Origin of the sequence: Streptomyces sp. NPDC056296 (assembly GCF_042268605.1) — a bacterium.
Classification (GTDB): Bacteria; Actinomycetota; Actinomycetes; order Streptomycetales; family Streptomycetaceae; genus Streptomyces.
In genome coordinates, this window is sequence record NZ_JBHJRX010000002.1 from 253,273 (window position 1) to 279,362 (window position 26,090).

The following is a 26,090-nucleotide window of genomic DNA, read 5'->3' on the forward strand; positions in this document are numbered from 1 at the left end:
TACGCGCCTACGGGGCCGGGCGGCCGTCAGGTGAAGGGGCTGTTCGGCGTACGAGTGCCGGGGCTGTCGGGGCGGGCCGTGTGGTCCGGGTGGTTCCGGGTCCGGCGGGCTTCCTTCATCTCCGCCTCGTACAGATGGTCGCGGCCCTCGGCGAGCCGCTCCACCGCCGCACGCTCCAGCTCCGTGAACGCCTGGTAGTACGTCCGGTCGTAGGCCTCCACGATCTGGAACGTCCAGTGGCCGGGGATGACGTTGCGCCCGAGGATCTCCCGCTCGACCCGCTCCGCCCACTCCACGTGGCCCGCCTTGCGCAGCAGTGCCACCGCACGGTCCAGTTCCAGGTCCGCCGTGCCGGTGAGCTGGTGGAAGGAGAACAGGTGCCCACGGGCACGCTCGGTCGTCTCCAGCGCCTTCGACAGGGATCCGAGTGCTTCCACGGTCTCGTCGCTGACGTTCTCGGGGCGCCGGTGCGGGTCTTCCATACCGTGGTGGTTCCTTTCCGTACAAGGGACGGTATGCGGGTCGATGCGGGGCGATGCACGTAGCGGTGCTCGTGAACACGGCGTCACGCAAGCGGATCGTGGCCCCAGTTCATGAGCGAGTACCGCCAGCGGGTGTCCTGGATGTCGCCCGAGGGACGCTGGGCCAGGTGCCGGCGGATGTAGCCGACGACCTTGCGCATGTGCTGGTAGTCGTCGTCCGAGAGGTCGCCCTTCTTCGTCCGCAGGATGTGCACGATCCGGCGTCCGGACGCGTGCCCGGTGGACTCTCCCCCGCCGTTGTGCTGTCCGGCGTCCTGCGACCGGTCGGAGGCCAGCCACTTCTCCAGTTCGGCCGGTGTCATGTTCACCAGCTCACGGAACTCGTCCCAGGTCTCCTTCTGCTCCTCGCCGTCCACGCCACCTCACTTCCTCTTCTTCAGCGCCGACGGCTTGTGCACCGCGGACTTGCCCGACTTCTCACTGCGAACCTGGTACTGCGGGTCGTCGGAGGACGCGTCCACTGTGCGGCCCGCCGCTTCGGTCCGCTCGGTGATCTTCTTCTCCACCTCGCCCCCGGTCCGGGTGCCGTGGGTGCTCCATTCGACCTTGTCGCCCTTCTTGAGGTTCTTGCCCTCGTCGCGGTTCTTCGCCATCTCGGTACTCCTTCGCTTGCCGGTTGCGAGCATCGCTCGCGGAGACCGGAGGACGGGTCACGGCGGAAAGCCGTCTCTCCGGTGGTTCCCGGGACGTGCGTCCTTCGGATGCGGTCCGGTCCGCAGGTCCGCCAGTACGTCCCGGGCGGCCCGGCTGCCGGAGGCCAGAGCCCCCTGGACCGATCCGGTGGCGCGGTGATCCCCGCACACGTAACGGCCCTCGGCCCAGCGTGTGGCGCGGTTCAACGGCCACGGGGGACACATCGCCGGGAGCGCGGCCTCGACGGTGTACGTGGCGACCGGTTGCCAGTCGGCCGTGTCGGTGCCGTACAGCCGCGCCGCCCGCCGGCGGACCAAGCTCTCGCCGTCCGGTGCGCCCGCGCCCAGGACCGACGTGGAGACCAGCGCGGTGCCCGGCGGCGCGTAGGTGGGGCTGACCTCGGTGAGCACGCAGGTGTTGAGGACGGCGAGCGTGCTGTCGACCATGAGGGTCGGCTCGGGCAGCGGTGAGCGGTCGGTCGCGTGGTAGTAGGTGGTGACGGTCCGGCCGGGCGGCACGTCGAGCCCCGGCAGCAGACGTGCCGCGGTGGCGGCGTCGGTGGCCACGACCACGGTGCCGGCCGGTCGCTCGGTGCCGTCGTGGAGCAGCACACCCCGGTCGGTGAGGCCGCGGACGGGTGAGTCCAGCCGGACGGTGCCCTCGGGGAGCCGGGCGGCCAGGAGGCGCGGCACGCTGCCGATCCCCCGGGCCGGGAGGCAGAGGGTGCCGCGGGCCATGCTGCGCCACACGAGGTGGAAGAAGCGGGCCGACGTCTCCAGTTCCGGCTCCAGGAACACGCCGGCCAGGAAGGGGCGCAGCAGGTTGTCCACCGCGTCGCGGGACAGTCCGCCGCGCGCCAGGGCCTGGGCGGTGGTCCGGTCCCGGCCGCGTTTGAGGAGGGCGGTGGGAGCCAGTGCGTCGCGGGCGGTGAGGCCGGCCAGAGCGGTGAGGTCCCGGGCTCCCAGGGACCGGCCCGGCAGCAGACCGCCGGCCTCGCGCGGGCGCCGGGTCGGGTCGGTGAGACGCGTGACGCCGGACGGCGTGTGGGCCAGCACCCCGGGGGTGAACGGCCGCAGGCCCAGCCTTCGCAGCGGCAGCAACCGCCGGACCTGCGGATAGGCGGTGTTGAAGACCTGGAAGCCGCGGTCCAGGAGGAAGCCGTCCCGGCGGTCCGTGCGCATGCGCCCGCCGACCCCGTCGGAGGCCTCGTGGAGCGTGACGCGCAGGCCGGCCCGGGTGAGGTCGAAGGCGCAGGCCAGCCCGGCGAGGCCGCCCCCGACCACGATGACGTCCGGTTCCCGGCCGTGTCCGGTGCTCACCATGCGTGCTCCCTCCGGCTCCCCATCAGCCTGAGCCCCGCGCGGAGGTCACACCACTCGGACGGGGCCCCGCCGGTCGCCGCGCGTCGGCCGGGGCGGCGGGCGCACGGCCCCCTCCGGGGGCCCCGACCCCGCCGTCCGCCACCGAACTATCCTGGCCGCGGCGCCGCCGTCCACCGCCGCACTCGTCACCGCCGTCGTTCCAGGAGCAGCCCGTTGAACACCAGCACAGCGACCCCGGACAGCTACTACGAGCGCATCGACGAGCACCGCTACAAGCCCACCGTCCACGCCGGCGGGGCGTGGAGCGCGGACGAGCAGCACTTCAGTCCGCTCGGCGGCCTGATCGTCCACGCCGTCGACCGCCACCTGGCCGGGCGTGCCGGTGCGGGCATGTCACTGAGCCGGATCTCCTTCGACATCCTCGGTCGACCCGCTCTGGACGAGTGCGAGATACGGGTGGAGACCGTCCGGCCCGGGCGCACCATCGAACTGGTCGAGGCGACCGTACTCATCGCGGGCCGGTCCGTGGCGCGGGCCAGGGCCTGGCTGCTGGCCGACGTGGACACCGGCGCCGTCGCCGGTGGCGCCGCCGACCGGCTCACCGCGCCGGAGACGCTCGAACCCTGGCCCATGGCCTCCGAGTGGCCCGGCGGCTACATCGCCTCCCTGGACGTACGCCCGCTCGCCCCGCCCCGGCCGGGCCGCACCACCGCCTGGGTCGCCACCGGGCTCGACCTGGTCGCCGGGGAGGCCGCGAGCCCGCTGGCGTCCTACGTCGCGCTGGTCGACACGGCCAACGGCATAGCGGTACGGGAGTCGCCGGCGGAGTGGATGTTCCCGAACGTCGACCTGACGCTGCACCTGCACCGCGCGCCGCGCGGCCGCTGGACCGGCCTGGACACCACCGTCGTCTTCGGCCCCACCGGTCAGGGCATCACCAGTACCGTGCTGCACGACGTGGACGGCCCCGTCGGACACGCCCAGCAGATGCTCACCGTCCGGCCGCAGCCGTGAGCGGCCGGCGGCACCCCCGCGCCCGACGCGTCAGCCCTGGCCGGCGGGCGGGTCGGCGAGAACGCCGTTGAGCAGTCCGGTGGCCTGGCCGACTTCGATCAGATAGCCGTCCGGGTCACGCAGATAGCACCGGAGTTCGGCCTTCCGGTCGATCGGCTCGGTGAGGAACTCCGCGCCGAGCGCACTCCACTCGCGATAGCAGCGCTCGATGTCGGCCACCCGGATGTTCAGGAAGCTCGTGGCCGTCCCGGGATCGGCCGGCGGGCGGAGCGTGACATCGGGTTTGTCCGGGGTCGGACCGCCGCCCGGGTTCATGATGAGCCAGCTGTTCGCGAGCTTGACGATGCACGGGTTCTCCGCGAGCACGACCTCGCCGCCGAGCACGTCGGAGTAGAAGGCGCGCGAGCGCGGCACGTCGGCCACGGTGAGGAAGTGGGTGAGCAGCAGTCCCGACTCCGGTGCGGGCAGGTCTTCGCGGCGCATGGTTGGGTCCCCCACGCTTCTTGTGACGGGTTCCCTCCATCATGGACCGCGCTCGCCCGGCCGGAAAGACGATCAAGAGGGGGTGAGGACCAGCCGCCCTCGTACCTCGCCCGCTTCCAGCCTGCGGTGCGCCTCCGCCGTCATCGACATCGGCAGCCGGTCGGCGATGCGCGGGCGCCACGGCGTGTCCCTCAGGACGCGTACGACGCCCTCCGCCGCCTCGGCGAGGTCGGCGGTCGTGGCGTTGCTGATGGCGAAGCCCACGATGCTCGCGTCCCTGGTGTAGAGCCGGCTCACCGGCAGTCCGGCGGGCCCCGAGCCCAGTCCGACCATCGCCACCAGGCGCCCGCCCCGCGCCAGCAGGTCCACGGCGTCGGCCGGCGTCCCGTGTCCGGACGTGTCCAGGTGCACGTCGTAGCCGTGAGGTGCGGCCCGGCGCGACCGCTCGACGAGATCCGGCGCCCGGTGGTCGAGGACCTCGGCGGCGCCCAGATCTTGGACGGCCGCGGCGTCCTCGGCACGCGCCGTGGCGACCACCCGTGCCCCGGCCCGGGAGGCGAGGGCCACGGCGGCGCCGCCCACGTTTCCGGCGCCGCCCCCGATGTACACGGTCTCCCCCGGCCTCAGCCGCCCGTGCCGGAACAGCGCCAGCCAGGCCGACGCCGCCGGGTGGGCGGCCGCCACGAGATGTTCCTCGTCGATGTCGCGCGGTGCCGCGTAGAGGCGTTCGGCGGCGACCGTCGCGTACTGGGCGCAGGATCCCTGCCGGCCCGCGTGGCCCAGGCTGTTGCACCACACCCGCTGCCCCGGGGTGAAGCCCGCCGCGCCGGGGCCGGCCAGGGCCACCTCGCCCACCAGGTCACGTCCGACGACGAAGGGGAACGGCACCGGTGTGGCGTACGCCCCCGACCGTACGAAGGTGTCGACGGGGTTGACGGCCACGGCCCCGACCCGCACGAGCACGTCCGTGGGCCCGATCGACGGGACGGGGAGCCGCCCGTAGCGGATGTGGTCGGCCGGGCCGACGGAGTCGATGTACGCCGCCCGCATCATGTCGGGGACTGTGCCGGTCATGACCTCATGCTACGAACGGGCCGGTCACGGCGCAGCGCCGGCCGACGGTGCGAGGGGACTAAAGCGTGGGGCTACATCGGGGAGCTACAGCGGGGAGCTACAGCGTCACGTCCCCGCACAGGTGCACCTCGACACCCAGCTCGGCGAAGAGCGCCGCCTTCGCGCGCAGTGCCTTGTCGGCGGTGTCCGCGTCCGGCGCGTAGGCCACGTTGAGGTGGTTGGCGCGGTGGCGGGCCATGAACTGGTCGCGGCTGACGCCGTGCAGCACCGCGTGCATGATCGGCCACTGGTGGTTGGTGGCGTCGAGCCGGCGCCGCGTCTCCTCCTCCGGCAGCTCGACGGCGCTCGCGCGGCCGAGGTCGACGTGGAGCCGGCCGTCCATGAGGAACACGCGTGACCAGACGATCTCCCCCGGCTTGGAGACACCGCTGAGGGTGCCGCCGCCGAGCGGGAAGTACATCGGCGGCTGACGCATGCTGTACGACTTGCCGTAGCCGCCGTGGTGGGAGGCGGGGACCGAGCCGGAGATCTCGAAGACCCAGACGAACCGGCCGTCGTACTCCTCGCCCCAGCGGATGTCGTGCAGCGTGGTGGCCGGGTCCAGGCCCATGGCCGTCCAGATGCGGTTGGTGACGAGGGAGTCCACGGCGACGCCCTCGTCGACCTCGTTGAAGTGCGGCAGCGGCGCGCCGGCGTAGAGCTCGCGGGCGCCGTCGCGGCTGAGCACCGGCGGCCGGTGGACGTTGTTGAGCAGGCCCTCGGCGAGGTCGCTCGCCGGGACGGTGTCCTTGAGCCCCTGCTGGTACTGGATGCCGACGGCGTCGAGACCGAAGTCGTCGGAGATGCGCACCGCGGCGATGTACATCCTGAACTGGCTGAGCAGCTGGGCGTCGGTGAGTTCGGTGGCCTCGTCGGTGCCGGTGTGGAAGGTCATGCCGGCCTCGTCCAGCCAGGCGCGGACGGCCTCGGCCTCCTCGTCGGAGACCTTGCCCATCTCGGCGACCAGGGCGCTCTGCGAGAGGCGTTCCTTGTAGATGCCGAGCACGTTGAGGAGTTCGTCGTCGATGATGGCGTTGTACATGCCCATGCAACCCTCGTCGAAGACGCCGATGATCGCCTTCTCCGCGCGCAACTGCCGGGCCAGGGCCGTACCGAGTTCGGTCTCGGCGTCCTTCGGCAGCGGCGGCAGGGGCCGGACATGGCTGGTGTCGTGGCTGAGGGTGCCCGTCTCCAGCCAGGTGCGCAGGCCGCCCCGCGCCCAGTCGTCGGTGAAGTCGGGGCTCCACAGGACCGAGTAGTCGCGACCCGCCTTGGTGAGGCTGCCGGCGAGGCCCAGCAGGCCGACCAGGCCCGGGAACTCGCCGCTCCAGTTGGCCACGATCAGGATCGGCCCCCGGTGGTCGCGCAGTCCGGCGAGGACGTGGTGGCTGTACTGCCACACGGCCTCGACGACGATCAGCGGGGCGTCCTCCGGCAGGTTCTTGAAGACCTCGATGCCGGCGCGCTGGCTGTCGATGAATCCGTGGCCCTTGACCTCGTCGACCGGGTGCCCGCGGCGCACCTTCCAGCCGAGGCCGGTGACGGCGGCCGCGAGGTCGCTCTCCAGCTTCTTCTGGGTGGGCCAGCAGGTGGTGTTGGCGGCGGGGCGGAGATCGCCGCTGGTCACGGTGTAGACGGTGGCCGGCTCGGCGGCGGGCGGCCGGTGGGGCTCGGGCAGGGTGTACGCGGTCATGCGGTCTCCGTTGGTTGTGCGTCCTGTTGTGCGTCCTGTTGTGCGTCCCGCCCGCGGTGGGCCGGCGGGTCGAGCGGGACGGGCGGTCACTCGTGTCCCTCGCGGCCGGACCGTCCGTCCGGCGCGCGTGGGCCCGGCCGGCGTGAGGGCCCGGCCGGTGGCGGCAGGCGGGTCGGTGACGGGCGTCCGGGCAGCGGGCGTCGGGCAGTGGGCGTCGGGCAGTGGGCGTCGGGCAGTGGGCGTCGGTCAGCGGTCCTGCAAGGCCGCCAGGTCGTGCACGACGGCCGAGGTGGCCGGGTAGAGCTGCCGGTACAGGGCGTAGAGGTCGTCGTAGCGCCCGGTGTGCCCGGTGCTCGGCGTCACCGTCGCGCGCACCGGGTTCCAGTCGTCGACGGAGGCGTCCTGGACGAGTTGCGCGGCCAGCAGCGCGCCGCCGTAACTCGCGCCGATGGTGATGGAGCGCAACTCCTGCGGGCGCCCGGTGATGTCGGAGACGATCTGCGTCCACAGCGGGCCCTGGGTGCCGCCGCCGACGGCGACCACGCGGCGGATGTCGCCGCCGGCCGCCTCGATGACCTCGATGTTGTGGCGGACGCCGAAACCGGTGGCCTCCAGGGCCGCCCGGTAGAGGTCGCCGCGGGTGTGCGACAGGGTCAGTCCGGCGATCACGCCACGGGCGTCCGGGTCCATCACCGGGGTGCGTTCCCCGGAGAAGTACGGCAGTATCAGCAGGCCGTTGGCACCGGGGCCCGACTCGGCGGCCAGGCGGGTGAGTTCGGCGTGGTCTCCGGCGGCGAACAGGTCCTTCAGCCAGTTGGTGACCGCGCCGGAGGTGGCCATGCCGCCGGCCAGGTTGCGGGTGCCGGGCAGCGCGCCGACCGTGCCCCACAGGGACGGGCTGATGAGGGGCTCGGGCACGGTGTGGACGAGGAACATGGTGGTGCCGTACATCAGCATCAGGTCGCCGTTGCGCTGGGCGCCCACGCTCAGGGCCTCCGCCCAGGCGTCGATGGTGCCGGTGGCGACGGGGATGCCCGCGGGCAGGCCGGTCTGCCGGGCGGCCTCGGCGGTGAGGGTGCCGGCCGCCTCGCCGGACCAGCGCAGCGGCGGCAGCTCGATGCCGGGGGCGACCTCGGCGGCCCAGGGGGCGTACCACCGGCAGGCGTGCGTGTCGTAGAGCGGAGTGCACTGGCTGGCCGAGTGGTGGTCCAGGACGTAGGCACCGGTGAGCCTTCGGACCAGCCACGAACTCGGCATGTACAGGCGGCGGGCCCGGGCGTAGAGCTCGGGTTCCTCGTCGGCGATCCAGGCGATCTTGGGCCCCGCGGCCTGGGTGGTCAGGGCGGATCCGCCGCGGCGGATGACCGCCTCGGCGCCGAGCCGCTTCTCGATCCGCTCGATCTGGCGGACCGAACGGGTGTCCACCCCGTAGAGGATGGCGGGGCGCAGCGGCGTGTCGTGCTCGTCGGTCAGCAGGACGCAGGGCCCCATGCCGCTGACCCCGACGGCGGCCACGGTGACGTCACCGGCGGCGGTCAGTTCCCGGGCGAGTCCGGTGAACTCCCGCCACCACACGGCGGCGTCCATCTCGAAGCGGCCGGGGCCCGGCCTGGAGGGGGTGTGCTCCCGTACGGCCGAGCGGATCAGGGTGCCGTCGAGACCTACGAGAACGCCCTTGCTGCTCGAGGTGCCGATGTCCACACCGATGACTGCGTTGCGAGGCATGGCGAGCACGCTTGCAGAAATCGATTTCAGCGTCAAGAGAGCACACACAAACCGGCGATTACGCAAAGAAGCCCCCGTCAAACAGGGGGCGCAAGCCGTCGAAGCGTGCGCCCGTCTCACCTCTTGACACCCCTTGGAGGCCGCTCTACTTTTCGGTGAAATGGATTTCAGAGCCGTTCCGCGTACTCCACCCATGAGGGCACAACACGATGACGACCTTTGGACTCGACGGCATCTCCCGCAGGACACGAGCCGTGAGCCGTTCCATCAGCGCCGAGAACTTCACCGGCGCCAAGTCCGGCGGCGGCCGCGCCACGGAGGGCACCGGAGCGGTGGCGGCGAGCCGGCTGGGACCGGGCTGGAAGATCTCCCCCAGCATCGACATCCCCGCCGGAGAGACGGCGGTGCTCGCCGACATCGAGGGCCCCGGCACCGTCCGCCACCTGTGGTGCACCACCGACCCGCACCAAGCCTGGCGTGGCACCCTGCTGCGGATGTACTGGGAGGGCGAGGAGACCCCGGCGGTCGAGGTCCCGCTCGGCGACTTCTTCTGCAACGGCTGGAACACCTTCAGCCAGGTCTCCTCCGTGCCCGTCGCGGCGAACCCCAACGGCGGCTTCAACGCGTACTGGCCGATGCCGTTCCGCCGCAAGGCGCGCATCACCCTGGAGAACCTGACCGCCGAGAAGGTCACCCTCTACTACCAGGTGGACTACGAGCTGGACGAGGTCGGCGAGGACGCCTCCTGGTTCCACGCCCAGTGGCGCCGCAGCAACCCCGTACCGGTCGGCGAGGTGCACACCCTGCTCGACGGCGTCACCGGCGCCGGCAACTACGTGGGCACGTACCTGGCTTGGGGCGTCAACAGCCCCGGCTGGTGGGGCGAGGGAGAGTTGAAGTTCTACCTCGACGGCGACGACGAGTACCCGACGATCTGCGGCACCGGCACCGAGGACTACTTCGGCGGCGCCTGGAACTTCGACGTCCCCGGGCAGGGGTACACCGCCTACACCACTCCGTACCTCGGTCTGAACCAGATCCTGCGCCCGGACGGGCTGTACCGCAGCCAGCAGCGGTTCGGGATGTACCGCTGGCACGTCCTGGACCCCATCCGTTTCGCCGAGGACCTCCGTGTCACCGTGCAGAGCCTCGGCATCGGGCCGGGCCAGGGCAACGGCCTGCCGCACCGCTACCGCCACACCGGCGACGACATCGCCAGTACGTCGCTCTTCTATCTGGACGCCCCGAGCTCCGCGTCCCGTCCGACCACCCCGGACCTGCTCGCGCTCGAGGTCGACTGACCGGCACCCGGCCGGTCGACCCGAGGGACCCCGCCTCGTCCAGCACGCCGCTTCCCAGGATCCGTCCGCCGGGTGCGGAGGCCCTCCTGAAGCCTCTTCGCCCCGGGCCCGCCCCCAGGATCCGTACGTCCCAGGCCCATCCCACTCCGACAGGAGCGCACGCATGCTCCAGCACGGCAACGAAGCCGGGCACACGGCCCTCTCCCCGTCCGGCACCTCGCGCCGCCGCTTCCTCACCGCCACGGCGGGCACCGGCGCGGCCGTCGCGGCCCCGGCCCTGCTCACCGGTTGCGGCTCGGCGCGGGCGAAGGGGGGCAACCTCCAGTTCTGGAACTTCTACGGACCCCAGCGCTCGCCCGACCCGGCCATCAACGCGCAGTCCAAGTGGTTCACCGACATGGTGGCGAAGTGGAACGCCACCCACAAGGCGCGGATCGACCTCGTCCACCTGCCGCAACCCACGTACCTCAACGGGTTCAAGCTGCCGTCCGCCTTCGCCACCGGTGAGGGCCCGGACATCTTCCTGCTCTCCCCCGGCGACTTCCTGCGCTACTACAACGGCGGCGTCCTGGAGGACCTCACGCCGCACATGGAGCAGGCGGCCGTCGACGACTTCGGTTCCACTCTGGACAGCCGCATGGTCGACGGCAGGGTCTACGCCCTTCCCATGGAGATCGAGCCGCTGGCCATGTTCTACTCCCAGGGCCTCTGGGAGAAGGCCGGCCTCTCCGAGGCCGACATCCCCGCCACCTGGGACCAGATGCTCGACGTCGGCGACAAACTGCGCGGCCGCACCACGGCCGGTCTCGTCTTCGAGACCAACCCGGGCTACTACCAGAACTTCACCTGGTACCCGTGGATGTGGCAGGGCGGCGGCGACGTCCTCGACGAGCGGGGCGACGTGGCCTTCGGCTCCAAGGCCACCCGTCAGGCCCTCGGGCTGTGGCAGGACGCGGTGCGCCACGGCATCGCTCCGCGCACCATGCCCGCCGCGGGCGACGTGATCGGCGGCTTCAAGGGCGGCAACGTCGGCATGTGGCAGCAGGGCATCTGGAACGTCTCCAGCTTCAAGGCGTTCGCGCCCGACTACCCGTACGGCGTCTTCAAGCTCCCGGTACCCCCGGGCGGCGAGTACGTCACCGCGCTGGGCGGCTGGTCCTTCTGCGCCAACGCCCAGGGCCGCGACCCCGAGGCCGCGGCCGAGTTCTGCGTCTGGGCGCTGGGGTCCATGAAGGACGACTCCATCGACCGGATGGTCGACTGGTGCGTCGGCGCCAAGTCCGACGTGGCACCACGCGCAAGCGCCCTGGAGCGCGGCGCCGCCAAGGGCGGCTACGACTCCGAGGTGATGCGCAGGTTCAAGGACGAGGTCTTCCCGGGCGGCCGCGCCGAACCGCGCTATCCCCCCGTGATCTACAAGGCGATCTCCGACGCCATCCAGGGCACCATGCTCGCCGGCCGCGGCGTGGACGGCGAGACGGAGCGGGCCGCCCGGTCCATCACCGCCTACACCAAGAGCTACAAGGGGGCGAGCCTGGTATGAGCAGCGTCGCCGCGAAGGAGCGCCGGGCCACCACGGCCTCGGCGCAGGCCCCGTCCGGAGGCCCGGGGTTCAGTCGCAAGCACCGCGAGTGGCTGGCCGCCGCGCTTTTCCTCGCCCCCGACGTACTGGGGCTGCTGGTCTTCGTCGCCGTTCCGATGGTGCTCTCCATCGCCCTGAGCTTCTTCCAGGTCAGCGGCTTCGGCAGCTACGAGTGGATCGGGCTCGGCAACTACGAGCGGATGATGAACGACCCGCTCTTCTGGGACTCCATGAAGATCACGGGCCTGTACGTCGTGGTCCTCGTCCCCGTGCTGTTCTGCGTGAGTCTCGGTCTGGGCCTGCTGGTCAAGCAGACGCTGCCCGGCATGGGCGTCTACCGCACGGCGCTCTTCCTGCCGTACGTCATCAGCCTCGTGGTGGTCGGCGTGCTGTGGAAGTTCCTGCTCGACGAGCAGACCGGCGCGGTCAACCGGGCCATGCGGGCGGCCGGCTTCGACGGCGAGTCATGGCTCGGCAGTCCGTCACTGGCGCTGGGCTGCGTCATCGCCGTCATGGTGTGGGTGATGATGGGCTACTACATGATCATCTTCTTGTCCGGTCTGCAGGAGATCCCGAAGGAGTACTACGAGGCCGCGCGGCTCGACGGCGCGGGTCCGTGGACCGCCTTCCGCAGCATCACCTGGCCACTGCTGCGCCCGACGAGCTTCTTCGTCCTGATGATGTCCACGGTCGCCGCCATCACCGGCGGTCTGGACCTGATCTTCGTCCTCACCAACGGCGGCCCCGCCAACGGCACTTCGCTGGCGATCTTCTACATCTACCAGCAGGCCTTCGGATTCGGGGAGTACGGCTACGCGTCGGCCATGGGCTCGTTCCTGGTACTGATCATGGTCGCCGTCTCCGTGGTGATCTTCAAGTTCACGAGAGGCGGGAGGTTCGACGATGGCCAGTGACGCCATGGCGACCCAGGCAGACACCCGGGCAGGCCGTCGCCGGCCGCCCTCCTCCCGCGCCGGGCTGACCATTCTGGCCGTCGTCCTGTCGGTGATCAGCGTCGCGCCCGTCCTGTGGATGGTCACGTCGTCCTTCAAGACGCGTGAGACCGTCACCGACGGCAAGCTGATCCCCACCGACTTCACCTTCGACAACTTCGTGTACGTCTTCACGGAGGTGCCGTTCGCGCGCTACCTGTGGAACAGCTTCTTCATCTCCGCGATGATCACCATCGCGGCGCTGTTCTTCCACTCGATGGCCGCCTACGCCCTGGCCCGGCTGCGTTTCCCGGGCCGCGACAAGCTCTTCGGGGCGATCTTCGCGACCCTCCTGGTCACCGCGCCCGTCGTGCTGATCCCGCTGTTCCTGGTCGCCCGCGAGCTGAACCTGCTCGACAGCTACGCCGGCCTGATCATCCCGGCGATCTTCAACGCCTTCGGCATCTTCCTGCTGCGCCAGTTCTATCTCGGCCTGCCGAAGGAGCTGGAGGAGGCGGCGGTCATCGACGGCTGCGGCCACTGGCGGGTCTACTGGAACATCGTGCTGCCGATGTCCCGGCCGATCCTCTCGGCGCTGGCGATCTTCTTCTTCCTCGCCAACTGGAACGCCTTCGTCTGGCCGCTCGTCGCCACGAACGACCAGGACCTGACGGTGGTCCAGCTCGGCATCGCCTCGTTCCAGACGCAGTACACCTCGAACTGGAACTACATCCTGGCGGCGGCGACGGTGGCCGCGCTGCCCATGCTGATCCTGTTCTTCGCCTTCCAGCGGCAGATCGTGGAGTCTGTCAAGACGTCCGGCATCAAATGAGTCCGTGCGCCCCACCGCACGGGCGCCACCGCACCGGTCGAGGGGGCCGGCGGTCAGCCCCCGACCGGCCCGCCGGTGCTCTCGCGGACCTGGAGCTTCGTGCGCAGCACCACGGTCTGCAGCGGCGAGGCACCGCCCTCCATGCGCTGGAGCAGCAGGTCCGCCGCGGCACGCCCCAGTTCGTACGAGGGCAGCTCCACGGCCGACAACGACGGTCGCACCAGCGACGCCCAGGGGACGTCGCCGAAGGAGAGGACACCGACGTCCGGCGGGGTGCGGCCGGCCTCGCCCAGCGCGTCGAGAACACCGATGGTCATGAGGTTGTTGGCGACGAACACCGCGTCGGGCGGCTCGGGCAGGGACAGCAGGTCACGCATCGCCGCGCGGCCGCCCTCGACCCGGAAGTCGGCGTGCCGTACGTACGTGTCGTCCGCGGCCTCGGCGCCTCGTGCGGCGTTCAGCGCCGCCCGGTGGCCGGCCAGGCGTTCCTCCGAAGTCGAGGCGCCCCGGGGCCCGGTGATGCAGGCGATCCTGCGGTAACCGGCCCGCAGCAGGTGCCGGGTGGCCACCTCGCCGCCGTGGCGGTCGTCGAGCCCGACCGCGTCCACCTCCGCGTCCCGGGGCCGTCGGTCGACGGCGACCACGGGCACGCCACGGGCGATCAGCGGTCCGAGGTCCGTCTCGTCCTGGGAGGCCGCCGCCACGATCACGCCTGCCATCTGCTCGCCAAGGGCGACCTCGAGGTAGCGGCGCTCCTTGTCGGTGTCCTCGTCGGAGTTGCACAGCACCACCGAGAGGCTGGTGCGCTGCGCGGCGTCCTCGACCCCGCGGGCGAGCGAGGTGAAGAACGGGTTCTCGATGTCCGGGATGATCAGGGCGATCACGCTCGAACGCTGTTTGCGCAGCGACCGCGCCACCCTGTTGGGCGCGAAGCCGAGTTCCGCCGCAGCCTTTCGGACGGAGAGGACGCGTGCCGGTGTGACGTTGCCGCCGTTGAAGACCCGTGAGACGGTCGCCGGGGACACTCCGGCGGCTCGTGCCACGTCCTGGATCGTCACCACCTGCGTCCGCGTCCTCTCACCGAGCGTGTCACCGTGCGTGATACTCACCCGCCCACCCTACCCTGCGGCTGAAAAGGATTTCACCCTTGTACGGAGCGGGAAGAGCCGGGGCGGACACCGGCTGCGGCCGGCCCGTTCACACTCCGGCGGTGCGGGCCCGGTGGCCGCGCCCGCCGGACCCGGCCTGCGCTCGCAGCCGTCGGCCACGCCGCGTCGGTCCCCAGGGCTTGAGGAGCGAGATCACCGTCATGAAGACGTAGGCGGAGAGGGAGACGACCGGCCCGAACAGCACCTCGCCCGCGTCGGGCAGCGACTCGCCCGCGGCGACCGCGGCAACGGCCGAGTTCACGCCGGGGCGCAGCGCGAAGACCGTGGCGGTCGTCGTGGCCAGCGTCAGCCAGAACTTCGTGTACACCCACCGGTGCCGGGCCAGCCCCCACGGAGTGCCCAGGGCCAGCAGCACACCGCTCGACAGGGTGAGGAACGCGAGGGGGAGCAGGAGCCAGTCGGCGAAGAGCTTCATGCCACGGACGCTGGCCTCCACGGTCACGGCGGAAGCGGTGGTGGCGGCGGTGGCGCCGAGCGCCAGCAGCCCGAGCGAGAGCCCGAGCCAGCCGGCGGAGGCGACGACATGGACGACGAGGGAGGCCCGGCGGGCGGGGCGGCTGAGTTTCACCCCACCCACGCTGCCGGGCGACGGCCGTGCAGGCGTCCGGCGACGGGAGTAACCCCGTGTACTGACCCGGGCGTACTCGAGAGACGTCGCCGTGCCCCGAACGGCGCAGCCGTCGGTCTCCCGCCCTGCCGGGCGCCGTCGTGCGCCCTAGGCTGACACGCGTCCGAAGGAAACGCCGCTAGGAGTTCTCATGCGTCTGCCCATCGAACTCAGGCATGTCGCCCCACGGCTGGCAACCGGGGCCTTCATCCTCAACTCCGGGCTGTCGAAGCGCGGGGCCGATGAGCAGACCGCCGCCATGCTGCACGGAATGGCGAAGAACAGCTACCCGTTCCTCGGCAGGATGCGGCCCGCGACCTTCGCCCGGCTGCTCTCCGCCGGTGAGACGGCGCTCGGCGCCGCGCTGCTCCTGCCGGTCGTACCGACGGCAGTGGCAGGCATCGGCCTGACCGCGTTCTCCGCCGGGCTGGTGGGTCTGTACCTGCGCACGCCCGGCATGCGCGAGGAGGGAAGCCTGCGCCCGACCCAGGAGGGCACGGCCCTGGCGAAGGACACCTGGATGCTCGGCATCGGGGTCGGATTCGTCGTCGACGGACTCACGCGCCGGGGCCGGTGACGGCACAACGCCCGCCAAGAGGCCGCTACGGTAACGAGAAGCATCATCGGCATTAACGGCAAACCACGGAATCCGTAATGCAATGTGTTTCCGTTCAAATTTCGCCGAATAAACGCCGGATCACTGCAGAAACGCACGTCACATCACTATGCTGAAACCGCTTCGCCGAGTTGGCGCGGCCGCTGCCGACGTGCCCGGGGAGGGGCACCGACCGCAGTTGTCGGGGGTTCGGGGAAAAATCGAGGGAACGGCAGATGCTGTTCCTGCCTCGATTATCTCGAGAGGTCGACCAGAATTCTTCGCGGGCCATTGTCTCGCCACCCCCGGAATTCGTTCGACGAAAGCTGAGGAATTCCCGTGAGACGCATGACCTCCGCACTGCTGTCCCTGAGCGCCCTGCTGGCGACCTCCGCCCTGGCCGCTCCCGCGGCCGTAGCCGCCCCGGGGACCGACCGGCCGGCCGCCGTGCCCGCCGGATGGGAGGCGGTGGACGCGAGCGATCTGGCGCGGATCACCGAGGAGGCGGGCGCCCGGAAGGCCCCGCTCGCCGCCGGGGACGGCACCCTCGCCGCGGACGCGGAGCCGGAGCCGCTGGCCATGCAGTCGGCCCGCAACGGCCGGTTCGTGGCCACCGAGGTGAACTACACCGCCCCGAACACCGGTGCTCTGCGGGCTCGTTCGGCCGAGATCGGCGGCTCCTGGGAGAGCTTCGCCTTCGAGTGGGACGAGGCCACCGAGACGTACGCCCTGAAGTCCCTGGCGAACAACCGCTACGTGGCGGTGGAGAAGAACTTCACCGGCAGCGCGCAGAACGTGCTGCGTGCCCGCTCCACGAGCGTGGGCGGCTGGGAGCGGTTCTTCGTGTATTACAACCAGGACCTGCAACGCTGGGCGCTCCAGTCCACGCTGAACGGCCTGTTCGTCACCATGGAGAACAGCTACACCGGATCGCTCCAGTACGCGCTGCGCGCCCGCTCCACCGACATCACCGGCTCCTGGGAGGAGTTCGTCCTGTACGACCTCGGCGCCTGACGCCCGTCGAGCCGAACCACCGGCGCTCGTCCGGAACTTGGGCGCCGGTGTGCGGCCCCGGTCAGCACGCCGTTCACCTGTCCCGCGCTACGGCGCCCTCGGGGACGGCGGGGACGTGGCCGTACCCTCCAGCTCGTCCGGGCCCGGCGTCTCCGCCGAGATCACCGGCCGCGGAGGACGGTCGCCTCACATGGGCGCGTTTTGTCTCGTTCCTCCTGGCAACCCGTTTGGGGTACACCCACGTGCGACGAGGTGAGAACCATGCTGGTGCTGGGTCTCCTGCTCATGGCGGGCGCCGCCGCCTTCGCGGGGCTGCTGATCGCGGACAATCTGTCCGGCGGTCCGGACTACACGGTGTCCCTGCTGGGGAGCGATCCATTCACGATCAGCACGCTCGGGGCGTTCCTCGGCGGTATCGCGCTGACCCTGATCTTCGGTCTGGGCATGTGGATGCTGCTGGCCGGAACGGTGCTGGCGCGCCACCGCAGCAAGAAGCGCCGCAGGGACCGCGACACCGCCCGGCGGACCGCCGCGGAGCGCGACGAACTGGCCGGCCGCGTGGAAGGCGACGGCGGCGGCGACACGGCGGGCGAGACGGCAGGGCACCGTCGCCCGTCCACCCACCGGCCGCAGTGGCTCCGGCTCCACGGCCGCTGACCGGGTCGGGTCCGCCCGAAGCCTCCTCCGGTCGGCGACGTTGGGCTGAACCTCGCATCCGGATCGGTGGGAGGCCGAGGTGGTCGAGACGACGGTGGCCGAGGTGATGGCCGAGCTGGCCGACCTCGAGGATCCGAAGACGCGCGAGGTGAACGAGAGACACGGTGACGATCACGGTGTGCACCTCGGCAAGCTGCGCGCGCTCGCCAAGCGGCTCAAAACGCAGCAGGACCTCGCGTGCCGGCTCTGGGAGACGGGCGACACCGCGGCGAGACTGCTGGCGATCCTGATCTGCCGCCCGAAGGCGTTCGAGCGCGACGAGTTGGACGTCATGCTGCGCGAGGCGCGTACACCCAAGGCGCACGACTGGCTCGTGAACTACGTGGTGAAGAAGAACCCGCACTCCGAAGAGCTGCGCCTGGCCTGGTCCGCCGACCCGGATCCAGTGGTCGCGAGCGCCGGCTGGGCGCTGACCACCGAACGCGTGGCGAAGAAGCCCGACGGCCTCGACCTCGCGGGGCTCCTCGACACCATCGAGGCGGAGCTGAAGGACGCCCCGGAGCGTCTGCAGTGGGCGATGAACCACTGCCTGGCTCAGATCGGTATCGAGCATGCCGAGCACCGCACCCGTGCGATCGGCATCGGTGAGCGCCTGGAGGTGCTCAAGGACTACCCGACTTCCCCGGGCTGCACGTCTCCGTTCGCGCCCACCTGGATCACCGAGATGGTGAGCCGCCGGCCGGACGGGTAAGTCGCCCCCTCTGCGCCGGGCCGGTCATTCCTCCGCGTCGCGGACCAGGAGCGCGATCTGTACCCGGTTCTCGACCGCCAGCTTGGCGAACAGGTTGCCCGTGTGTGCCTTGACGGTCGCGACGCTGATGCGCAGCCGCTGGGCGATCTCCGGGTTGCCCAGTCCGTCCGCGATGGCCCGAGCGGTTTCGCGTTCCCGTTCGGTCAGTATGGCCAGCTGTTGCCGTGCGGCTTCGCGGGACGAGTTGCGGGCGTGCGAGGACTGCGGACCGGTGGCCGCGGCGATCACCCGTGCCGTGGCCGCCGGGGAGAGCACGGGGTTGCCGTCCGCGACGGCCCGCACCGCGTCGAGGATCTGCTGCGGTGCGGTGTCCTTGAGGACGAACCCGAGTGCTCCGGCGCGCAGTGCGCCGAGCACCAGGTCGTCGGAGTCGAACGTGGTCAGCATGAGCACCCGGGGCGGCGCCGGTCGGGTGACGAGTTCCCGCGTCGTGCTGAGACCGTCGCGGCCGGGCATCCGGACATCCATCAGCACGACGTCCGGCCGCTGCTCGTCCACCACGGTGATCGCGGCGTCCCCGTCGGCCGCCTCCGCGACGACGGTCAGGTCCGGTTCGCCGTCGACGACGAGCCGCAGGGCCATTCGCACCAGCTGTTCGTCGTCGACGATGACGACACGCACCGGCTCCCGCTCGCTGTCCACTCATGCTCTCTTTTCGTGGGTGGGGTTCGGCCAGGGTAGTTGTGCGGTGAGGAGGTAACCGTTGTCGGGTGTGGGGTGGTGGCCGATTTCTCCGCCGGCGAGGTCGACTCGTTCGGTGAGGCCGAGAAGGCCGAACCCCGATGCCGGTGGTTGCGCGGACCTGGTGGTGGCCGGGGAGTTGCGGACGCTGACGTCGAGTCCGCCGCCCGCCGATCCTTCGAGGGTGATGTGTACGTGTGCGCCTGGAGCGTGTTTGGCGGCGTTGGTCAGTCCCTCCTGGACGACCCGGTAGCAGGTTCGTCCGACGGCGTCCGACGGTGTTCCCGTCACGGTGGTGCTGAGCGTCACGTCCAGTCCGGATGTGCGGGCGTCGGCCACCAGGCCGGGGATCGCCTCCAGGGAGGGCTGCGGCGCTTCCGGGTGTCCCGGGTCGGCACGGAGCACGCCCAGGACATCCCGTAGTTCCTCCAGGGCTTGGTGCGAGCCCTCCGCGATGCCGCGGACCAGCACGCGGCTTTCCTCGGCTCCGAGGTCGCCGCGGTGATCAAGCACTCCGGCCTGCATGGCGACCAGGGAGATCCGGTGCGCGAGCACGTCGTGCATCTCGCGGGCGATCCGGTTGCGTTCCAGTGCCCGTGCCTGCGCCGCCCGTGCGGCCTGTTCCCGTTCCGCGCTCTCCGCCCGGTCTCGCAAGGACCGCACTTCCACACGCCGAGCGCCGACGGCCATGCCCACGGCCACCGCGATGCCCGCGGTCAGTGCCGGGAAGGCGAGTTGGAGCCACCACGAGCCGGGCGGACTCTGGACCGGGTAGAAGCCGACGGCGAACTGCGAGGCGGTCACGTAGGCGAGCACGACGACCCCGATCTCCACCGGGCGACGACGGGCGGAGATCGATCCCAGCGCCACGAGCGCGGCGCCGGTGGCGAGTGCCGACACGGTCGAGGCGATCGCCACCGTCAGGGCGACGGCGAGCGGGAACCGCCGCCGCCACCAGAGCGCCGTCAGGCAGCCGAGTGCCACCAGCGGATCACCGATGAAGAACCAGGGGCCCGGTCCGGCCGCCTGTTCCCGCGCCAGCAGCACACCGGTGGAGAGCCAGGCCGGTACGCCCACTGCCGCGGCCGCCGCCAGCCGCCAGGTCTGCTGCCACCACCCGAGCCGTGGCGCGACGTCCATGTTCACCTGGCCATTATCGCGAAACGGTGTGGCCGGTGAGTCAGACCCAGGGCTGATGTCCGCCCTGGACCGGAGTCGATTCACCGCCTCCCGGCGTACGCGAAGTCGTACGGGGCCCAGTCGGTGACCCGGCGGTACCCGAGGCGCTGGTAGAGGGCGTTACTGGTGGGGTTGGCCGCGTTCGTGTACAGCACGACCTCCGTGGCGCCCGAGGTGAGCGCGGCCCGGCTCACCTCGGCCGTCACGGCGGCCGCGTAGCCGCGCCCGCGGAGGTGGGCCGGGGTGTAGACGGGGTCCACCCGGACCATCCCGGCGACCAACGGGTTCACGCCCGCTATGGAGACGGGGGTGCCGTCCGGGGTCTCCCAGAAGGTGTAGCGCTTCTCGGCGAAGCGCGTGCCGGCCCAGGAGCCGGCGTCGATGGTGACGTTCTCCCCGAGGTCCGCGGCGAGTTCGCGGCACCAGCGCATCAGGTCTTCGTGATCCTGGTCGCCCAGCATCCGGCCGCGGCCCTCCGGGTGCGGCTCGGGCGGGGTGAGCGTGCCGAGGCGGTACAGGTGCATTCGGACGCGGAGTGTCGGCGTCGCGCCGGTGTGCCGCTGCCAGGCATCGGCGAACGCGGTGGCGGTGTCGTGGTCCGCGGTGACGCCGGAGAGCGTGTGGCCGAGGCCGTGCAGACGGGCGGCGAGGGCGTCGGCCCGTTCGGGGGTGAGCGGGGTGAGGGTCAGCCGGCGGGTGGGCGGGCGGAAGAAGATCGCCTGGGTCTCGCCCTCCGACTCCAGCCGACCGAAGAGGACGGTACCGGGGTCGAACGCGCCCGGGCGGGTCCGCCACTTCTCCATCACGGTGAGCGGGGTGTTGTGCAGGACGGGGCGCGAGCGGAGGAAGTCTCCTGCCCGGGTGAGAAAGTCGTCGAGGTCTTCGGTGAGGTGCCAAGCATCCGGACGCATGCCTCATGATCCCGCGGACGCTCGCTTCCCGGGGTCGGTGTGGGAAACCGGCCCGTGTGCCGTGGGAGCCGTGGGAGCGGGCGTCGACCGTTGGACCCGGAACAATCGTGCCCTTCGGATGGTCCAAGGGCGTCAGAATGGCGCGATGGACCATCACTTCGTCGGCATCCCGGAGTTGACCGGCGTTCCCCGTGTCGCTGTCGTCATCGACGTCATGCGCGCCTTCACCGTGGCTGCCTGGGCCTTCTCACGTGGCGTCGAGAGGATCGTCCTGGCCTCGACGGAAAGTGAGGCACTCGCCTTGAAGGAGAGCCACCCGGGCTGGCTGGCTTTGAAGGACGGAGCTCCCGCAGCGGGCTTCGACGCGGTGAACTCACCTGGCTTGCTCAGGGCACGCGATTTCACCGGCCGTACGCTGGTGCAGAAGACGACGGCGGGAACCGTGGGCGCGCTGGCCGTCGCGGACGCGCCGCTGATCCTGTGCGCGAGTTTCGTGGTGGCCGGCCCGACCGCGCGTTTCCTGCGGACCAGGGATTCCGGCCCGGTGACGTTCGTTGTCACCGGTGAGGGGGGCCGGGCCGACGAGGACCTGGCCTGCGCCGAGTACATTGGCCGCTCCATGGCCGGGGGCGACGTCGGGGCGGCCCCGTATCTCCACCGCGCGAGGACTTCTCGTGCCGCGGCCGATCTTGCCGGTGGGCTGCGGAGCGGATACCACCCGGACGATGTCGATCTCTGCTTGGAAATCGACAGGTTCCCCTTCGCGATGACGGCTCGCCGAGAAGAGTCTTTGACGGTACTCCGTCCCGTCGCGGTGCCCGACGCCCCGCCCAGTCCGTCCAGTAGCGTGGAGTCGGGAAAGCAGCCGTCCTCGGCCGGTAGTTGACCAAGGCACTACTACTGTCCCGTGCCGCTCCACCGACCTGGCGGGTGATCGGGCGCCGCAGCGGAGCATGATGTAGTCGATGCGGCGGTCCGCCGCTTCGGGCATGTCACCTTGCCGGACGAGGGGGTTGCCGGAGCTGAAAGTCGGGCCTTGCTCGCAGGGATGCACGGCCGACCAGGCGTCTTGACAGCAGACGCCCACGCCTTCCAACGACTGCAGCCCTTGGAGGAATCGCAGGCTGCTTGCCTGCGGAGTCGCATCGAAGTCCCCCAGCAGCACGGTGTGCTGCGACGCACCTTCGGCTGTGGTCCGCTCCGCGAGGCGAGCCACGGCCAGTGCCTGCAGTTCCCGCTCGTGCTCCCAGCCATGGGGCCAGCTCGGTTTGTGGTGCACCAGCAGGACGGTGCCCATGGGTTCCGGGAGCGGAAGCTCGGCGGCGAGGACTCCGCCTCGGTGTGCACCGTCCGCTCGGTCACCTCCAGCGTGTCCGACACCGTGCGCCCGAAGGGGCGGCGGGCCGCCAGTACGGCGCCCACGCCCTCGGCGGACCACCGTGGGTGTGGAAGCACATGCCAGCCACTGCTCTCGAGGACTTCCGCGTCCTCGCGCGTCACCTCCTGAAGCGCGAGCACGTCCGGGCCCAGGCGCTGAAGTTCCTCGGCCAGGACCACTCGCCGACTCGAGCCGTCGGCATACGACGGAGCCAGCACGTTCATGGTCATCAGCCGTATGCCGCGGGCCGTCTCACTCACCGTTTCAGCGTGGCACATCTCAGACCGGGCCGTCGGCAGCTCCTGGCTGCGCGAGCCGCTCCGCTGCGCTGCGGGGTTCGCGTCCGAGAAGTTCGGACAGGAGCGGGTCGGCTTCGGCGAAGAAGCCCGCGCGGGCGGCCTGGTACCAGGTGAGCATGAGCAGGGCCATCTCCTCCGGTACGCCGCTCGCGGTCTGGTCGGCGACCCACTGCTCGTCTTCCACGACGATGCGCTCGACGGTGCGGCCGGCGAGGCCGGAGGCGATGCCGGCGAGATCGTCGAAGGTGACGGCGGCGGGTGCGGTGAGGGTGACGGGGCCGTCGAAGGGACGGTCACCTGAGAGGATGACCGCGGTGGCCTCGGCTATGTCGGCACGGTCGGTGTACGGGACGGGACCGTCTGCCGGTTGGGTGATCCTGCCGGTCCGCAGCCACGGGCCGAGCACCTGGTCGAGAGGGCCGTAGGCGCCGTTGCGCAGTGCCGTCCAGGAGACTCCGGAGCCGGCGAGGATCGCCTCGGTGGCGATGTGGTTCCGCGACGGCGGGTACGGGTTTCCGGGGACGGCGGCCTGCTGGCTGGTGTAGAGGATCCGCTGGACACCGGCTGCGACGGCGGCCTCGATCGCGTTGCGGTGCAGGCCGACGATGTCGGCCGCCGGGTCGTTGCCGGACACCAGCAGCACCTGCTCGGCACCCTGGAACGAATGGCGCAGCGTGGCTGGATCCTCGTACGAGCCCTGCCGCACGCGTACGCCGCGGTCGGCGAAGTGGCGCGCTTTGCCGACGTCGCGGACGCTGACGCCGATCCGGTCGGCGGGTATGCGCTTGAGGAGGTGCTCGACGGTGGCGCCGCCGAGCCCGCCGGTGGCACCGGTGACAACGATCATGGTCGTCCCCTTCCGATCATAAACTGACCAGGGTGGTCAGATTCGTCTGTGGCCACGACTTTAGGTAAGCTGACCGGACTGGTCAAGTTACGACTGCCACAGCAAGGGACGGTGTGGGCATGAGCGGTGGGGCGCCCTCGAAACCACGGCTACGCGCCGACGCCAAGCGCAATGCCGACCAGATCCGCCGTGCCGCGATCGACGCCTTCCAGGGCAGGGGCCTGACCGTGCCGCTGGAAGAGGTCGCCAAGGCGGCAGGGGTGAGCAAGGCCACGATCTTCAACCGGTTCGGCGGCCGGATCGGACTCATCGACGCCGTCATCGAAGAGGTCGTCGCAGTCGAACTGCACGCCATCATCGGCCGCACCCGCGCCATCGGCGACGCCGGCGAACGGCTCGCGTACTACATCACCGCGATCCGCGACCTCCAGTACCGTCAGCCGGCCGCCAACGACACCCTGCTGCAGACCTACCCCGACGCACAGAGCCTCATGGCGATCTGCCGGGCCGCAGGCGAGGTCAACGACGAACTCATCGCGGCCGGCCGAGCCTGCGGTGCGCTGCGCCCCGAGTTCACCGCGGACGACCTCCACGCGCTGGTGCACGACAACGCGCTCGCCCTCAAGTACGGAACCCGCCCCGACCGGGACGACTACGACCGCCGGACCGCCTACCTCCTCGATGGGATCCGAGGTCGGTAGTCCGTCCGCCGGGTCGGGTCAGTTGAACGCACGCAGCACCAGCCGCACGACTCCCATGACTCCTCGCCAGATCCAACCGAGCAGTCCCGCCTCCACAGCGATTTCAGCGGCGGTCTCGGCAGCGTCCGTCCGGTCCGACTCGGAACGGCACCGGGAACAGGAACGGGGCCAACTTCGCTTTCGCGCACCGCACTTCTTGCACGTCGCCATGACCTCATTCTCCACTGTCGCCGCACCCCCGCCCTCGTTCAGCGCGGACACCGAGCTGCCGAGCGCGTCCGCGAGGCGGACCAGGGTGGCGAAGTTCGGGTTGCCCTGGGCCTTCTCCAGGCCGACCAAACTGCTATCACGGAGTGGGTGGGCCGAGGAGGGGCGAAGCCTCTCGCATCGGCCCACCCGTCATCGGACGATCAGCCATCGTCGCAGGTCAACGATGCCTTCCCCGCGGCTTCAGCGGTGTCGCCGGCAATGCGGGGGCCGGCAGCGGATCCCCGTCGTAGCCCTTGACCTCTCCGAAGCGCGTCCCTTCCGTCCAGTCCTGCCGCGCCTGCACGATCTCGTCCTGCGACCGGCCGATCCAGTTCCAGAACATGATCAGCTCCTCCTCGAACGGCTCGCCGCCCAGGAGCATCAGGCCCGCGTCCGAGTCGGCGCGCAGGGGCAGTTCGTCGCGGCCGCAGCCGAGGTAGAGCATCGAGCCCGGCACCAGCGGCACGCCGTCGACGTGGGCCTCGCCGGTCATGGACAGGACGGCGTACTCGAAGTCCCGTTCCAGCGGGAGACGTACGTCCGTGCCGCCGGTGAGGGTCAGGTCGGCGCCGACGATGGGGGTGTACGTCGTTCCCGGCGAGGTGGTGCCGTCGAGGGTGCCGAGGAGCAGGGTGGCCGTCAGGCCGGGGGCGGTGACGACGGGCAGGTCGGCGTGGAACTCGAAGCGCGGGTCGGTGTGGCGGTGGGCGTCCGGAAGGGCGACCCACAGCTGCGCGCCGTGCAGGAAGCGGGCGTGCGAGCGCGGGCTCTCCTCGGAGTGGCTGATCGCGCGGCCCGAGGTCATCAGGCCCAGCTGGCGCGGGCGGATGGTCTGCAGGCCGCCGGTGGAGTCGCGGTGCAGTACCTCGCCCTCGTGCAGCCAGCTCACCGTCTGCAGGCCCATGTGCGGATGCGGCGGCACCTGCATGCCGGGCTCGTCGGCGATGTCGTCGGGGCCGTAGTGATCGACGAAACACCAGGCGCCGACCATGCGCCGGCCCAGGTTGGGCAGGAGTCGGCGGACCTCGGTGGACTCGCCGAGCTTGACTTGGCGAGGGCTGAGGAGTTCCCGCACGGGCTCCGCCACCACGAAGCCGCGGCCGCCGCACAGGCTGGGAACCGCCTCGCGATCAAGATTGCTCATGCCGCCCAAACTAGCGCCGGACGGGCCTCCGCGTCAGACCGTACTCCGGCCGTCACCGTGACGGGTCGGATACGCCACTCCCAGCGATGGTGGAATGTTCAACCAGGTGGCGTGGTTGCGGAACACCGAAGGAGGTCTCGAGTGGACACGACGTACTACGACCACGGAACGCCGGCGGAGCGCTGGGAGCGCGCGCGGATGTTCTTCGACGCCAAGGACTACGCCGCCGCGGCACGCGTCCTGAGCGGGCTGGTCGGGGAGGTGCCCGAGCAGACCGGACCGCGGCTGCTGCTGGCGCGCGCCTACTACCACTCGGCCCAACTGCGGCGCGCGGAGGACGAGCTGCGGATCGTCGTCGAGCGCGATCCCGTCGAGCGGTACGCCCGGCTGATGCTGGGACGCACCCTCGAACGGCAGGGGCGCCAGGAGGAGGCCGACGCGCAGCTGCGCATCGCCTCCGCACTGGCGGGCGACTTCGCCGACCGCTGAGCGGCGACGTTACGGCGACACAGGGAGCGGCGGGGCGGGGCGGGGGGGGGGGGGAGGGGCCCCCCCCCCCCCCACGGGGGTCGGGGCCCACCCCCCGGGGTGAGTCTCGCCTCTCGACCGACCGAGTCGGGTGGGCGGGTGGGCCAAGGCAAGGAAGGAAAGGACACCGTGCCAGAGGGGCACACCA

At 70.9% G+C, this 26,090-nt stretch carries 28 protein-coding genes and 1 pseudogene; 12 read left to right on the forward strand and 17 right to left on the reverse strand.

Annotated elements, in window-relative coordinates; all coding sequences use genetic code 11:
- Window positions 1-26 precede the first annotated feature (26 nt).
- From ACFCZF_RS02840 to ACFCZF_RS02855, 4 genes are all read right to left on the reverse strand, one after another.
- Window positions 27-482: a hypothetical protein gene (locus tag ACFCZF_RS02840; protein WP_375921495.1), complete on the reverse strand. Its 456-nt coding sequence runs from the start codon at window positions 480-482 to the stop codon at window positions 27-29.
- An 83-nt stretch (window positions 483-565) separates the two neighbouring features.
- Window positions 566-898 carry a DUF3140 domain-containing protein gene (locus ACFCZF_RS02845; protein WP_376670107.1) on the reverse strand — a complete coding sequence of 111 codons (333 nt, stop codon included), beginning with the start codon at window positions 896-898 and terminating at the stop codon, window positions 566-568.
- 6 nt (window positions 899-904) lie between these two features.
- On the reverse strand, window positions 905-1,135 hold the full coding sequence (locus ACFCZF_RS02850; RefSeq protein ID WP_375921501.1) for a DUF2945 domain-containing protein: 231 nt from the start codon (window positions 1,133-1,135) through the stop codon (window positions 905-907).
- Window positions 1,136-1,192: 57 nt separating this feature from the next.
- Window positions 1,193-2,497 (reverse strand): NAD(P)/FAD-dependent oxidoreductase, encoded by a 1,305-nt coding sequence (locus ACFCZF_RS02855; RefSeq protein WP_376670108.1) that lies wholly within the window; start codon window positions 2,495-2,497, stop codon window positions 1,193-1,195.
- A 213-nt stretch (window positions 2,498-2,710) separates the two neighbouring features.
- On the opposite strand from ACFCZF_RS02855, the gene ACFCZF_RS02860 reads away from it, so the two are divergent.
- The gene (locus tag ACFCZF_RS02860; RefSeq protein ID WP_376670109.1) at window positions 2,711-3,511 is read left to right on the forward strand and encodes a thioesterase family protein; all 801 of its coding nucleotides are present in this window, start codon (window positions 2,711-2,713) and stop codon (window positions 3,509-3,511) included.
- Window positions 3,512-3,541: 30 nt separating this feature from the next.
- Here the strand turns inward: ACFCZF_RS02860 and ACFCZF_RS02865 are convergent, their stop codons facing one another.
- The 4 genes from ACFCZF_RS02865 to ACFCZF_RS02880 form a co-directional block, all read right to left on the reverse strand.
- A complete protein-coding gene (locus ACFCZF_RS02865) occupies window positions 3,542-3,994 on the reverse strand; it encodes a VOC family protein (RefSeq protein WP_376670110.1) in 453 nt (150 codons plus the stop codon).
- Between the two features lie 72 nt (window positions 3,995-4,066).
- Window positions 4,067-5,068, reverse strand: coding sequence for an NADPH:quinone reductase (locus ACFCZF_RS02870; protein WP_376670111.1), 1,002 nt, complete (start codon window positions 5,066-5,068; stop codon window positions 4,067-4,069).
- A 97-nt stretch (window positions 5,069-5,165) separates the two neighbouring features.
- The gene (locus ACFCZF_RS02875) at window positions 5,166-6,800 is read right to left on the reverse strand and encodes a fucose isomerase (RefSeq protein ID WP_376670112.1); all 1,635 of its coding nucleotides are present in this window, start codon (window positions 6,798-6,800) and stop codon (window positions 5,166-5,168) included.
- 246 nt (window positions 6,801-7,046) lie between these two features.
- A complete protein-coding gene (locus ACFCZF_RS02880; protein ID WP_376670113.1) occupies window positions 7,047-8,525 on the reverse strand; it encodes an FGGY-family carbohydrate kinase in 1,479 nt (492 codons plus the stop codon).
- A 209-nt stretch (window positions 8,526-8,734) separates the two neighbouring features.
- Between ACFCZF_RS02880 and ACFCZF_RS02885 the strand changes: the two genes are divergently transcribed.
- The 4 genes from ACFCZF_RS02885 (at window position 8,735) to ACFCZF_RS02900 (ending at window position 13,172) form a co-directional block, all read left to right on the forward strand.
- Entirely contained in the window at window positions 8,735-9,826 is a 1,092-nt protein-coding gene (locus tag ACFCZF_RS02885; protein WP_376670114.1) for a glycoside hydrolase family 172 protein, read from the forward strand.
- Window positions 9,827-9,989: 163 nt separating this feature from the next.
- On the forward strand, window positions 9,990-11,369 hold the full coding sequence (locus ACFCZF_RS02890) for an ABC transporter substrate-binding protein (RefSeq protein ID WP_376670115.1): 1,380 nt from the start codon (window positions 9,990-9,992) through the stop codon (window positions 11,367-11,369).
- On the forward strand, window positions 11,366-12,322 hold the full coding sequence (locus tag ACFCZF_RS02895) for a carbohydrate ABC transporter permease (protein ID WP_376670116.1): 957 nt from the start codon (window positions 11,366-11,368) through the stop codon (window positions 12,320-12,322). The genes ACFCZF_RS02890 and ACFCZF_RS02895 overlap by 4 nt, the downstream gene beginning before the upstream one ends.
- Window positions 12,312-13,172, forward strand: coding sequence for a carbohydrate ABC transporter permease (locus tag ACFCZF_RS02900; RefSeq protein WP_376670117.1), 861 nt, complete (start codon window positions 12,312-12,314; stop codon window positions 13,170-13,172). The genes ACFCZF_RS02895 and ACFCZF_RS02900 overlap by 11 nt, the downstream gene beginning before the upstream one ends.
- A 53-nt stretch (window positions 13,173-13,225) precedes the next feature.
- Here the strand turns inward: ACFCZF_RS02900 and ACFCZF_RS02905 are convergent, their stop codons facing one another.
- A complete protein-coding gene (locus ACFCZF_RS02905) occupies window positions 13,226-14,233 on the reverse strand; it encodes a LacI family DNA-binding transcriptional regulator (RefSeq protein ID WP_376670131.1) in 1,008 nt (335 codons plus the stop codon).
- Window positions 14,234-14,369: 136 nt separating this feature from the next.
- Window positions 14,370-14,909, reverse strand: a complete 540-nt coding sequence (locus ACFCZF_RS02910) for a DUF2269 domain-containing protein (RefSeq protein ID WP_376670118.1) — start codon at window positions 14,907-14,909, stop codon at window positions 14,370-14,372.
- A 190-nt stretch (window positions 14,910-15,099) separates the two neighbouring features.
- On the opposite strand from ACFCZF_RS02910, the gene ACFCZF_RS02915 reads away from it, so the two are divergent.
- From ACFCZF_RS02915 to ACFCZF_RS02930, 4 genes are all read left to right on the forward strand, one after another.
- Window positions 15,100-15,525 carry a hypothetical protein gene (locus ACFCZF_RS02915; protein ID WP_376670119.1) on the forward strand — a complete coding sequence of 142 codons (426 nt, stop codon included), beginning with the start codon at window positions 15,100-15,102 and terminating at the stop codon, window positions 15,523-15,525.
- A gap of 366 nt (window positions 15,526-15,891) precedes the next feature.
- Window positions 15,892-16,557 carry a hypothetical protein gene (locus tag ACFCZF_RS02920; RefSeq protein ID WP_376670132.1) on the forward strand — a complete coding sequence of 222 codons (666 nt, stop codon included), beginning with the start codon at window positions 15,892-15,894 and terminating at the stop codon, window positions 16,555-16,557.
- A 261-nt stretch (window positions 16,558-16,818) separates the two neighbouring features.
- On the forward strand, window positions 16,819-17,214 hold the full coding sequence (locus ACFCZF_RS02925) for a hypothetical protein (RefSeq protein ID WP_376670120.1): 396 nt from the start codon (window positions 16,819-16,821) through the stop codon (window positions 17,212-17,214).
- Between the two features lie 106 nt (window positions 17,215-17,320).
- Window positions 17,321-17,965, forward strand: coding sequence for a DNA alkylation repair protein (locus ACFCZF_RS02930; protein ID WP_376670133.1), 645 nt, complete (start codon window positions 17,321-17,323; stop codon window positions 17,963-17,965).
- A 24-nt stretch (window positions 17,966-17,989) separates the two neighbouring features.
- On the opposite strand, the gene ACFCZF_RS02935 is transcribed toward ACFCZF_RS02930, so the two are convergent.
- From ACFCZF_RS02935 to ACFCZF_RS02945, 3 genes are all read right to left on the reverse strand, one after another.
- Window positions 17,990-18,667, reverse strand: a complete 678-nt coding sequence (locus ACFCZF_RS02935; RefSeq protein WP_376670121.1) for a response regulator — start codon at window positions 18,665-18,667, stop codon at window positions 17,990-17,992.
- Entirely contained in the window at window positions 18,668-19,846 is a 1,179-nt protein-coding gene (locus tag ACFCZF_RS02940; protein ID WP_376670134.1) for a sensor histidine kinase, read from the reverse strand. It abuts the gene before it with no gap.
- An 80-nt stretch (window positions 19,847-19,926) separates the two neighbouring features.
- A complete protein-coding gene (locus ACFCZF_RS02945) occupies window positions 19,927-20,796 on the reverse strand; it encodes a GNAT family N-acetyltransferase (protein WP_376670122.1) in 870 nt (289 codons plus the stop codon).
- 145 nt (window positions 20,797-20,941) lie between these two features.
- Between ACFCZF_RS02945 and ACFCZF_RS02950 the strand changes: the two genes are divergently transcribed.
- Window positions 20,942-21,682: a 2-phosphosulfolactate phosphatase gene (locus tag ACFCZF_RS02950; protein WP_376670123.1), complete on the forward strand. Its 741-nt coding sequence runs from the start codon at window positions 20,942-20,944 to the stop codon at window positions 21,680-21,682.
- An 11-nt stretch (window positions 21,683-21,693) separates the two neighbouring features.
- Here the strand turns inward: ACFCZF_RS02950 and ACFCZF_RS02955 are convergent, their stop codons facing one another.
- Together ACFCZF_RS02955 and ACFCZF_RS02960 are read right to left on the reverse strand one after the other, a co-directional pair.
- Window positions 21,694-22,452 (reverse strand): endonuclease/exonuclease/phosphatase family protein, encoded by a 759-nt coding sequence (locus tag ACFCZF_RS02955; RefSeq protein ID WP_376670124.1) that lies wholly within the window; start codon window positions 22,450-22,452, stop codon window positions 21,694-21,696.
- A 1-nt stretch (window position 22,453) separates the two neighbouring features.
- On the reverse strand, window positions 22,454-23,320 hold the full coding sequence (locus tag ACFCZF_RS02960) for an NAD(P)H-binding protein (protein WP_376670125.1): 867 nt from the start codon (window positions 23,318-23,320) through the stop codon (window positions 22,454-22,456).
- 119 nt (window positions 23,321-23,439) lie between these two features.
- On the opposite strand from ACFCZF_RS02960, the gene ACFCZF_RS02965 reads away from it, so the two are divergent.
- The gene (locus tag ACFCZF_RS02965) at window positions 23,440-24,021 is read left to right on the forward strand and encodes a TetR/AcrR family transcriptional regulator (RefSeq protein ID WP_375921550.1); all 582 of its coding nucleotides are present in this window, start codon (window positions 23,440-23,442) and stop codon (window positions 24,019-24,021) included.
- Between the two features lie 240 nt (window positions 24,022-24,261).
- Here the strand turns inward: ACFCZF_RS02965 and ACFCZF_RS02970 are convergent.
- Together ACFCZF_RS02970 and ACFCZF_RS02975 are read right to left on the reverse strand one after the other, a co-directional pair.
- Window positions 24,262-24,363 (reverse strand): annotated as a pseudogene (locus ACFCZF_RS02970) (XRE family transcriptional regulator); the annotation flags it as partial.
- Between the two features lie 85 nt (window positions 24,364-24,448).
- Window positions 24,449-25,414 carry a pirin family protein gene (locus ACFCZF_RS02975; RefSeq protein ID WP_376670126.1) on the reverse strand — a complete coding sequence of 322 codons (966 nt, stop codon included), beginning with the start codon at window positions 25,412-25,414 and terminating at the stop codon, window positions 24,449-24,451.
- 141 nt (window positions 25,415-25,555) lie between these two features.
- Between ACFCZF_RS02975 and ACFCZF_RS02980 the strand changes: the two genes are divergently transcribed.
- Window positions 25,556-25,903, forward strand: coding sequence for a tetratricopeptide repeat protein (locus ACFCZF_RS02980; RefSeq protein ID WP_375921554.1), 348 nt, complete (start codon window positions 25,556-25,558; stop codon window positions 25,901-25,903).
- Window positions 25,904-26,090 lie beyond the last annotated feature (187 nt).

What these genes read in the sequence shown, in the direction of transcription:
- ACFCZF_RS02840 (WP_375921495.1), bottom strand. Translation starts at nt 482, where the DNA reads ATGGAAGACCCGCACCGGCGCCCCGAGAACGTCAGCGACGAGACCGTG.
- ACFCZF_RS02850 (WP_375921501.1), bottom strand. Translation starts at nt 1,135, where the DNA reads ATGGCGAAGAACCGCGACGAGGGCAAGAACCTCAAGAAGGGCGACAAG.
- ACFCZF_RS02855 (WP_376670108.1), bottom strand. Translation starts at nt 2,497, where the DNA reads ATGGTGAGCACCGGACACGGCCGGGAACCGGACGTCATCGTGGTCGGG.
- ACFCZF_RS02865 (WP_376670110.1), bottom strand. Translation starts at nt 3,994, where the DNA reads ATGCGCCGCGAAGACCTGCCCGCACCGGAGTCGGGACTGCTGCTCACC.
- ACFCZF_RS02870 (WP_376670111.1), bottom strand. Translation starts at nt 5,068, where the DNA reads ATGACCGGCACAGTCCCCGACATGATGCGGGCGGCGTACATCGACTCC.
- ACFCZF_RS02875 (WP_376670112.1), bottom strand. Translation starts at nt 6,800, where the DNA reads ATGACCGCGTACACCCTGCCCGAGCCCCACCGGCCGCCCGCCGCCGAG.
- ACFCZF_RS02880 (WP_376670113.1), bottom strand. Translation starts at nt 8,525, where the DNA reads ATGCCTCGCAACGCAGTCATCGGTGTGGACATCGGCACCTCGAGCAGC.
- ACFCZF_RS02885 (WP_376670114.1), top strand. Translation starts at nt 8,735, where the DNA reads ATGACGACCTTTGGACTCGACGGCATCTCCCGCAGGACACGAGCCGTG.
- ACFCZF_RS02890 (WP_376670115.1), top strand. Translation starts at nt 9,990, where the DNA reads ATGCTCCAGCACGGCAACGAAGCCGGGCACACGGCCCTCTCCCCGTCC.
- ACFCZF_RS02895 (WP_376670116.1), top strand. Translation starts at nt 11,366, where the DNA reads ATGAGCAGCGTCGCCGCGAAGGAGCGCCGGGCCACCACGGCCTCGGCG.
- ACFCZF_RS02900 (WP_376670117.1), top strand. Translation starts at nt 12,312, where the DNA reads ATGGCCAGTGACGCCATGGCGACCCAGGCAGACACCCGGGCAGGCCGT.
- ACFCZF_RS02915 (WP_376670119.1), top strand. Translation starts at nt 15,100, where the DNA reads ATGCGTCTGCCCATCGAACTCAGGCATGTCGCCCCACGGCTGGCAACC.
- ACFCZF_RS02920 (WP_376670132.1), top strand. Translation starts at nt 15,892, where the DNA reads ATGACCTCCGCACTGCTGTCCCTGAGCGCCCTGCTGGCGACCTCCGCC.
- ACFCZF_RS02925 (WP_376670120.1), top strand. Translation starts at nt 16,819, where the DNA reads ATGCTGGTGCTGGGTCTCCTGCTCATGGCGGGCGCCGCCGCCTTCGCG.
- ACFCZF_RS02930 (WP_376670133.1), top strand. Translation starts at nt 17,321, where the DNA reads ATGGCCGAGCTGGCCGACCTCGAGGATCCGAAGACGCGCGAGGTGAAC.
- ACFCZF_RS02940 (WP_376670134.1), bottom strand. Translation starts at nt 19,846, where the DNA reads ATGGACGTCGCGCCACGGCTCGGGTGGTGGCAGCAGACCTGGCGGCTG.
- ACFCZF_RS02945 (WP_376670122.1), bottom strand. Translation starts at nt 20,796, where the DNA reads ATGCGTCCGGATGCTTGGCACCTCACCGAAGACCTCGACGACTTTCTC.
- ACFCZF_RS02950 (WP_376670123.1), top strand. Translation starts at nt 20,942, where the DNA reads ATGGACCATCACTTCGTCGGCATCCCGGAGTTGACCGGCGTTCCCCGT.
- ACFCZF_RS02955 (WP_376670124.1), bottom strand. Translation starts at nt 22,452, where the DNA reads ATGTGCCACGCTGAAACGGTGAGTGAGACGGCCCGCGGCATACGGCTG.
- ACFCZF_RS02960 (WP_376670125.1), bottom strand. Translation starts at nt 23,320, where the DNA reads ATGATCGTTGTCACCGGTGCCACCGGCGGGCTCGGCGGCGCCACCGTC.
- ACFCZF_RS02965 (WP_375921550.1), top strand. Translation starts at nt 23,440, where the DNA reads ATGAGCGGTGGGGCGCCCTCGAAACCACGGCTACGCGCCGACGCCAAG.
- ACFCZF_RS02975 (WP_376670126.1), bottom strand. Translation starts at nt 25,414, where the DNA reads ATGAGCAATCTTGATCGCGAGGCGGTTCCCAGCCTGTGCGGCGGCCGC.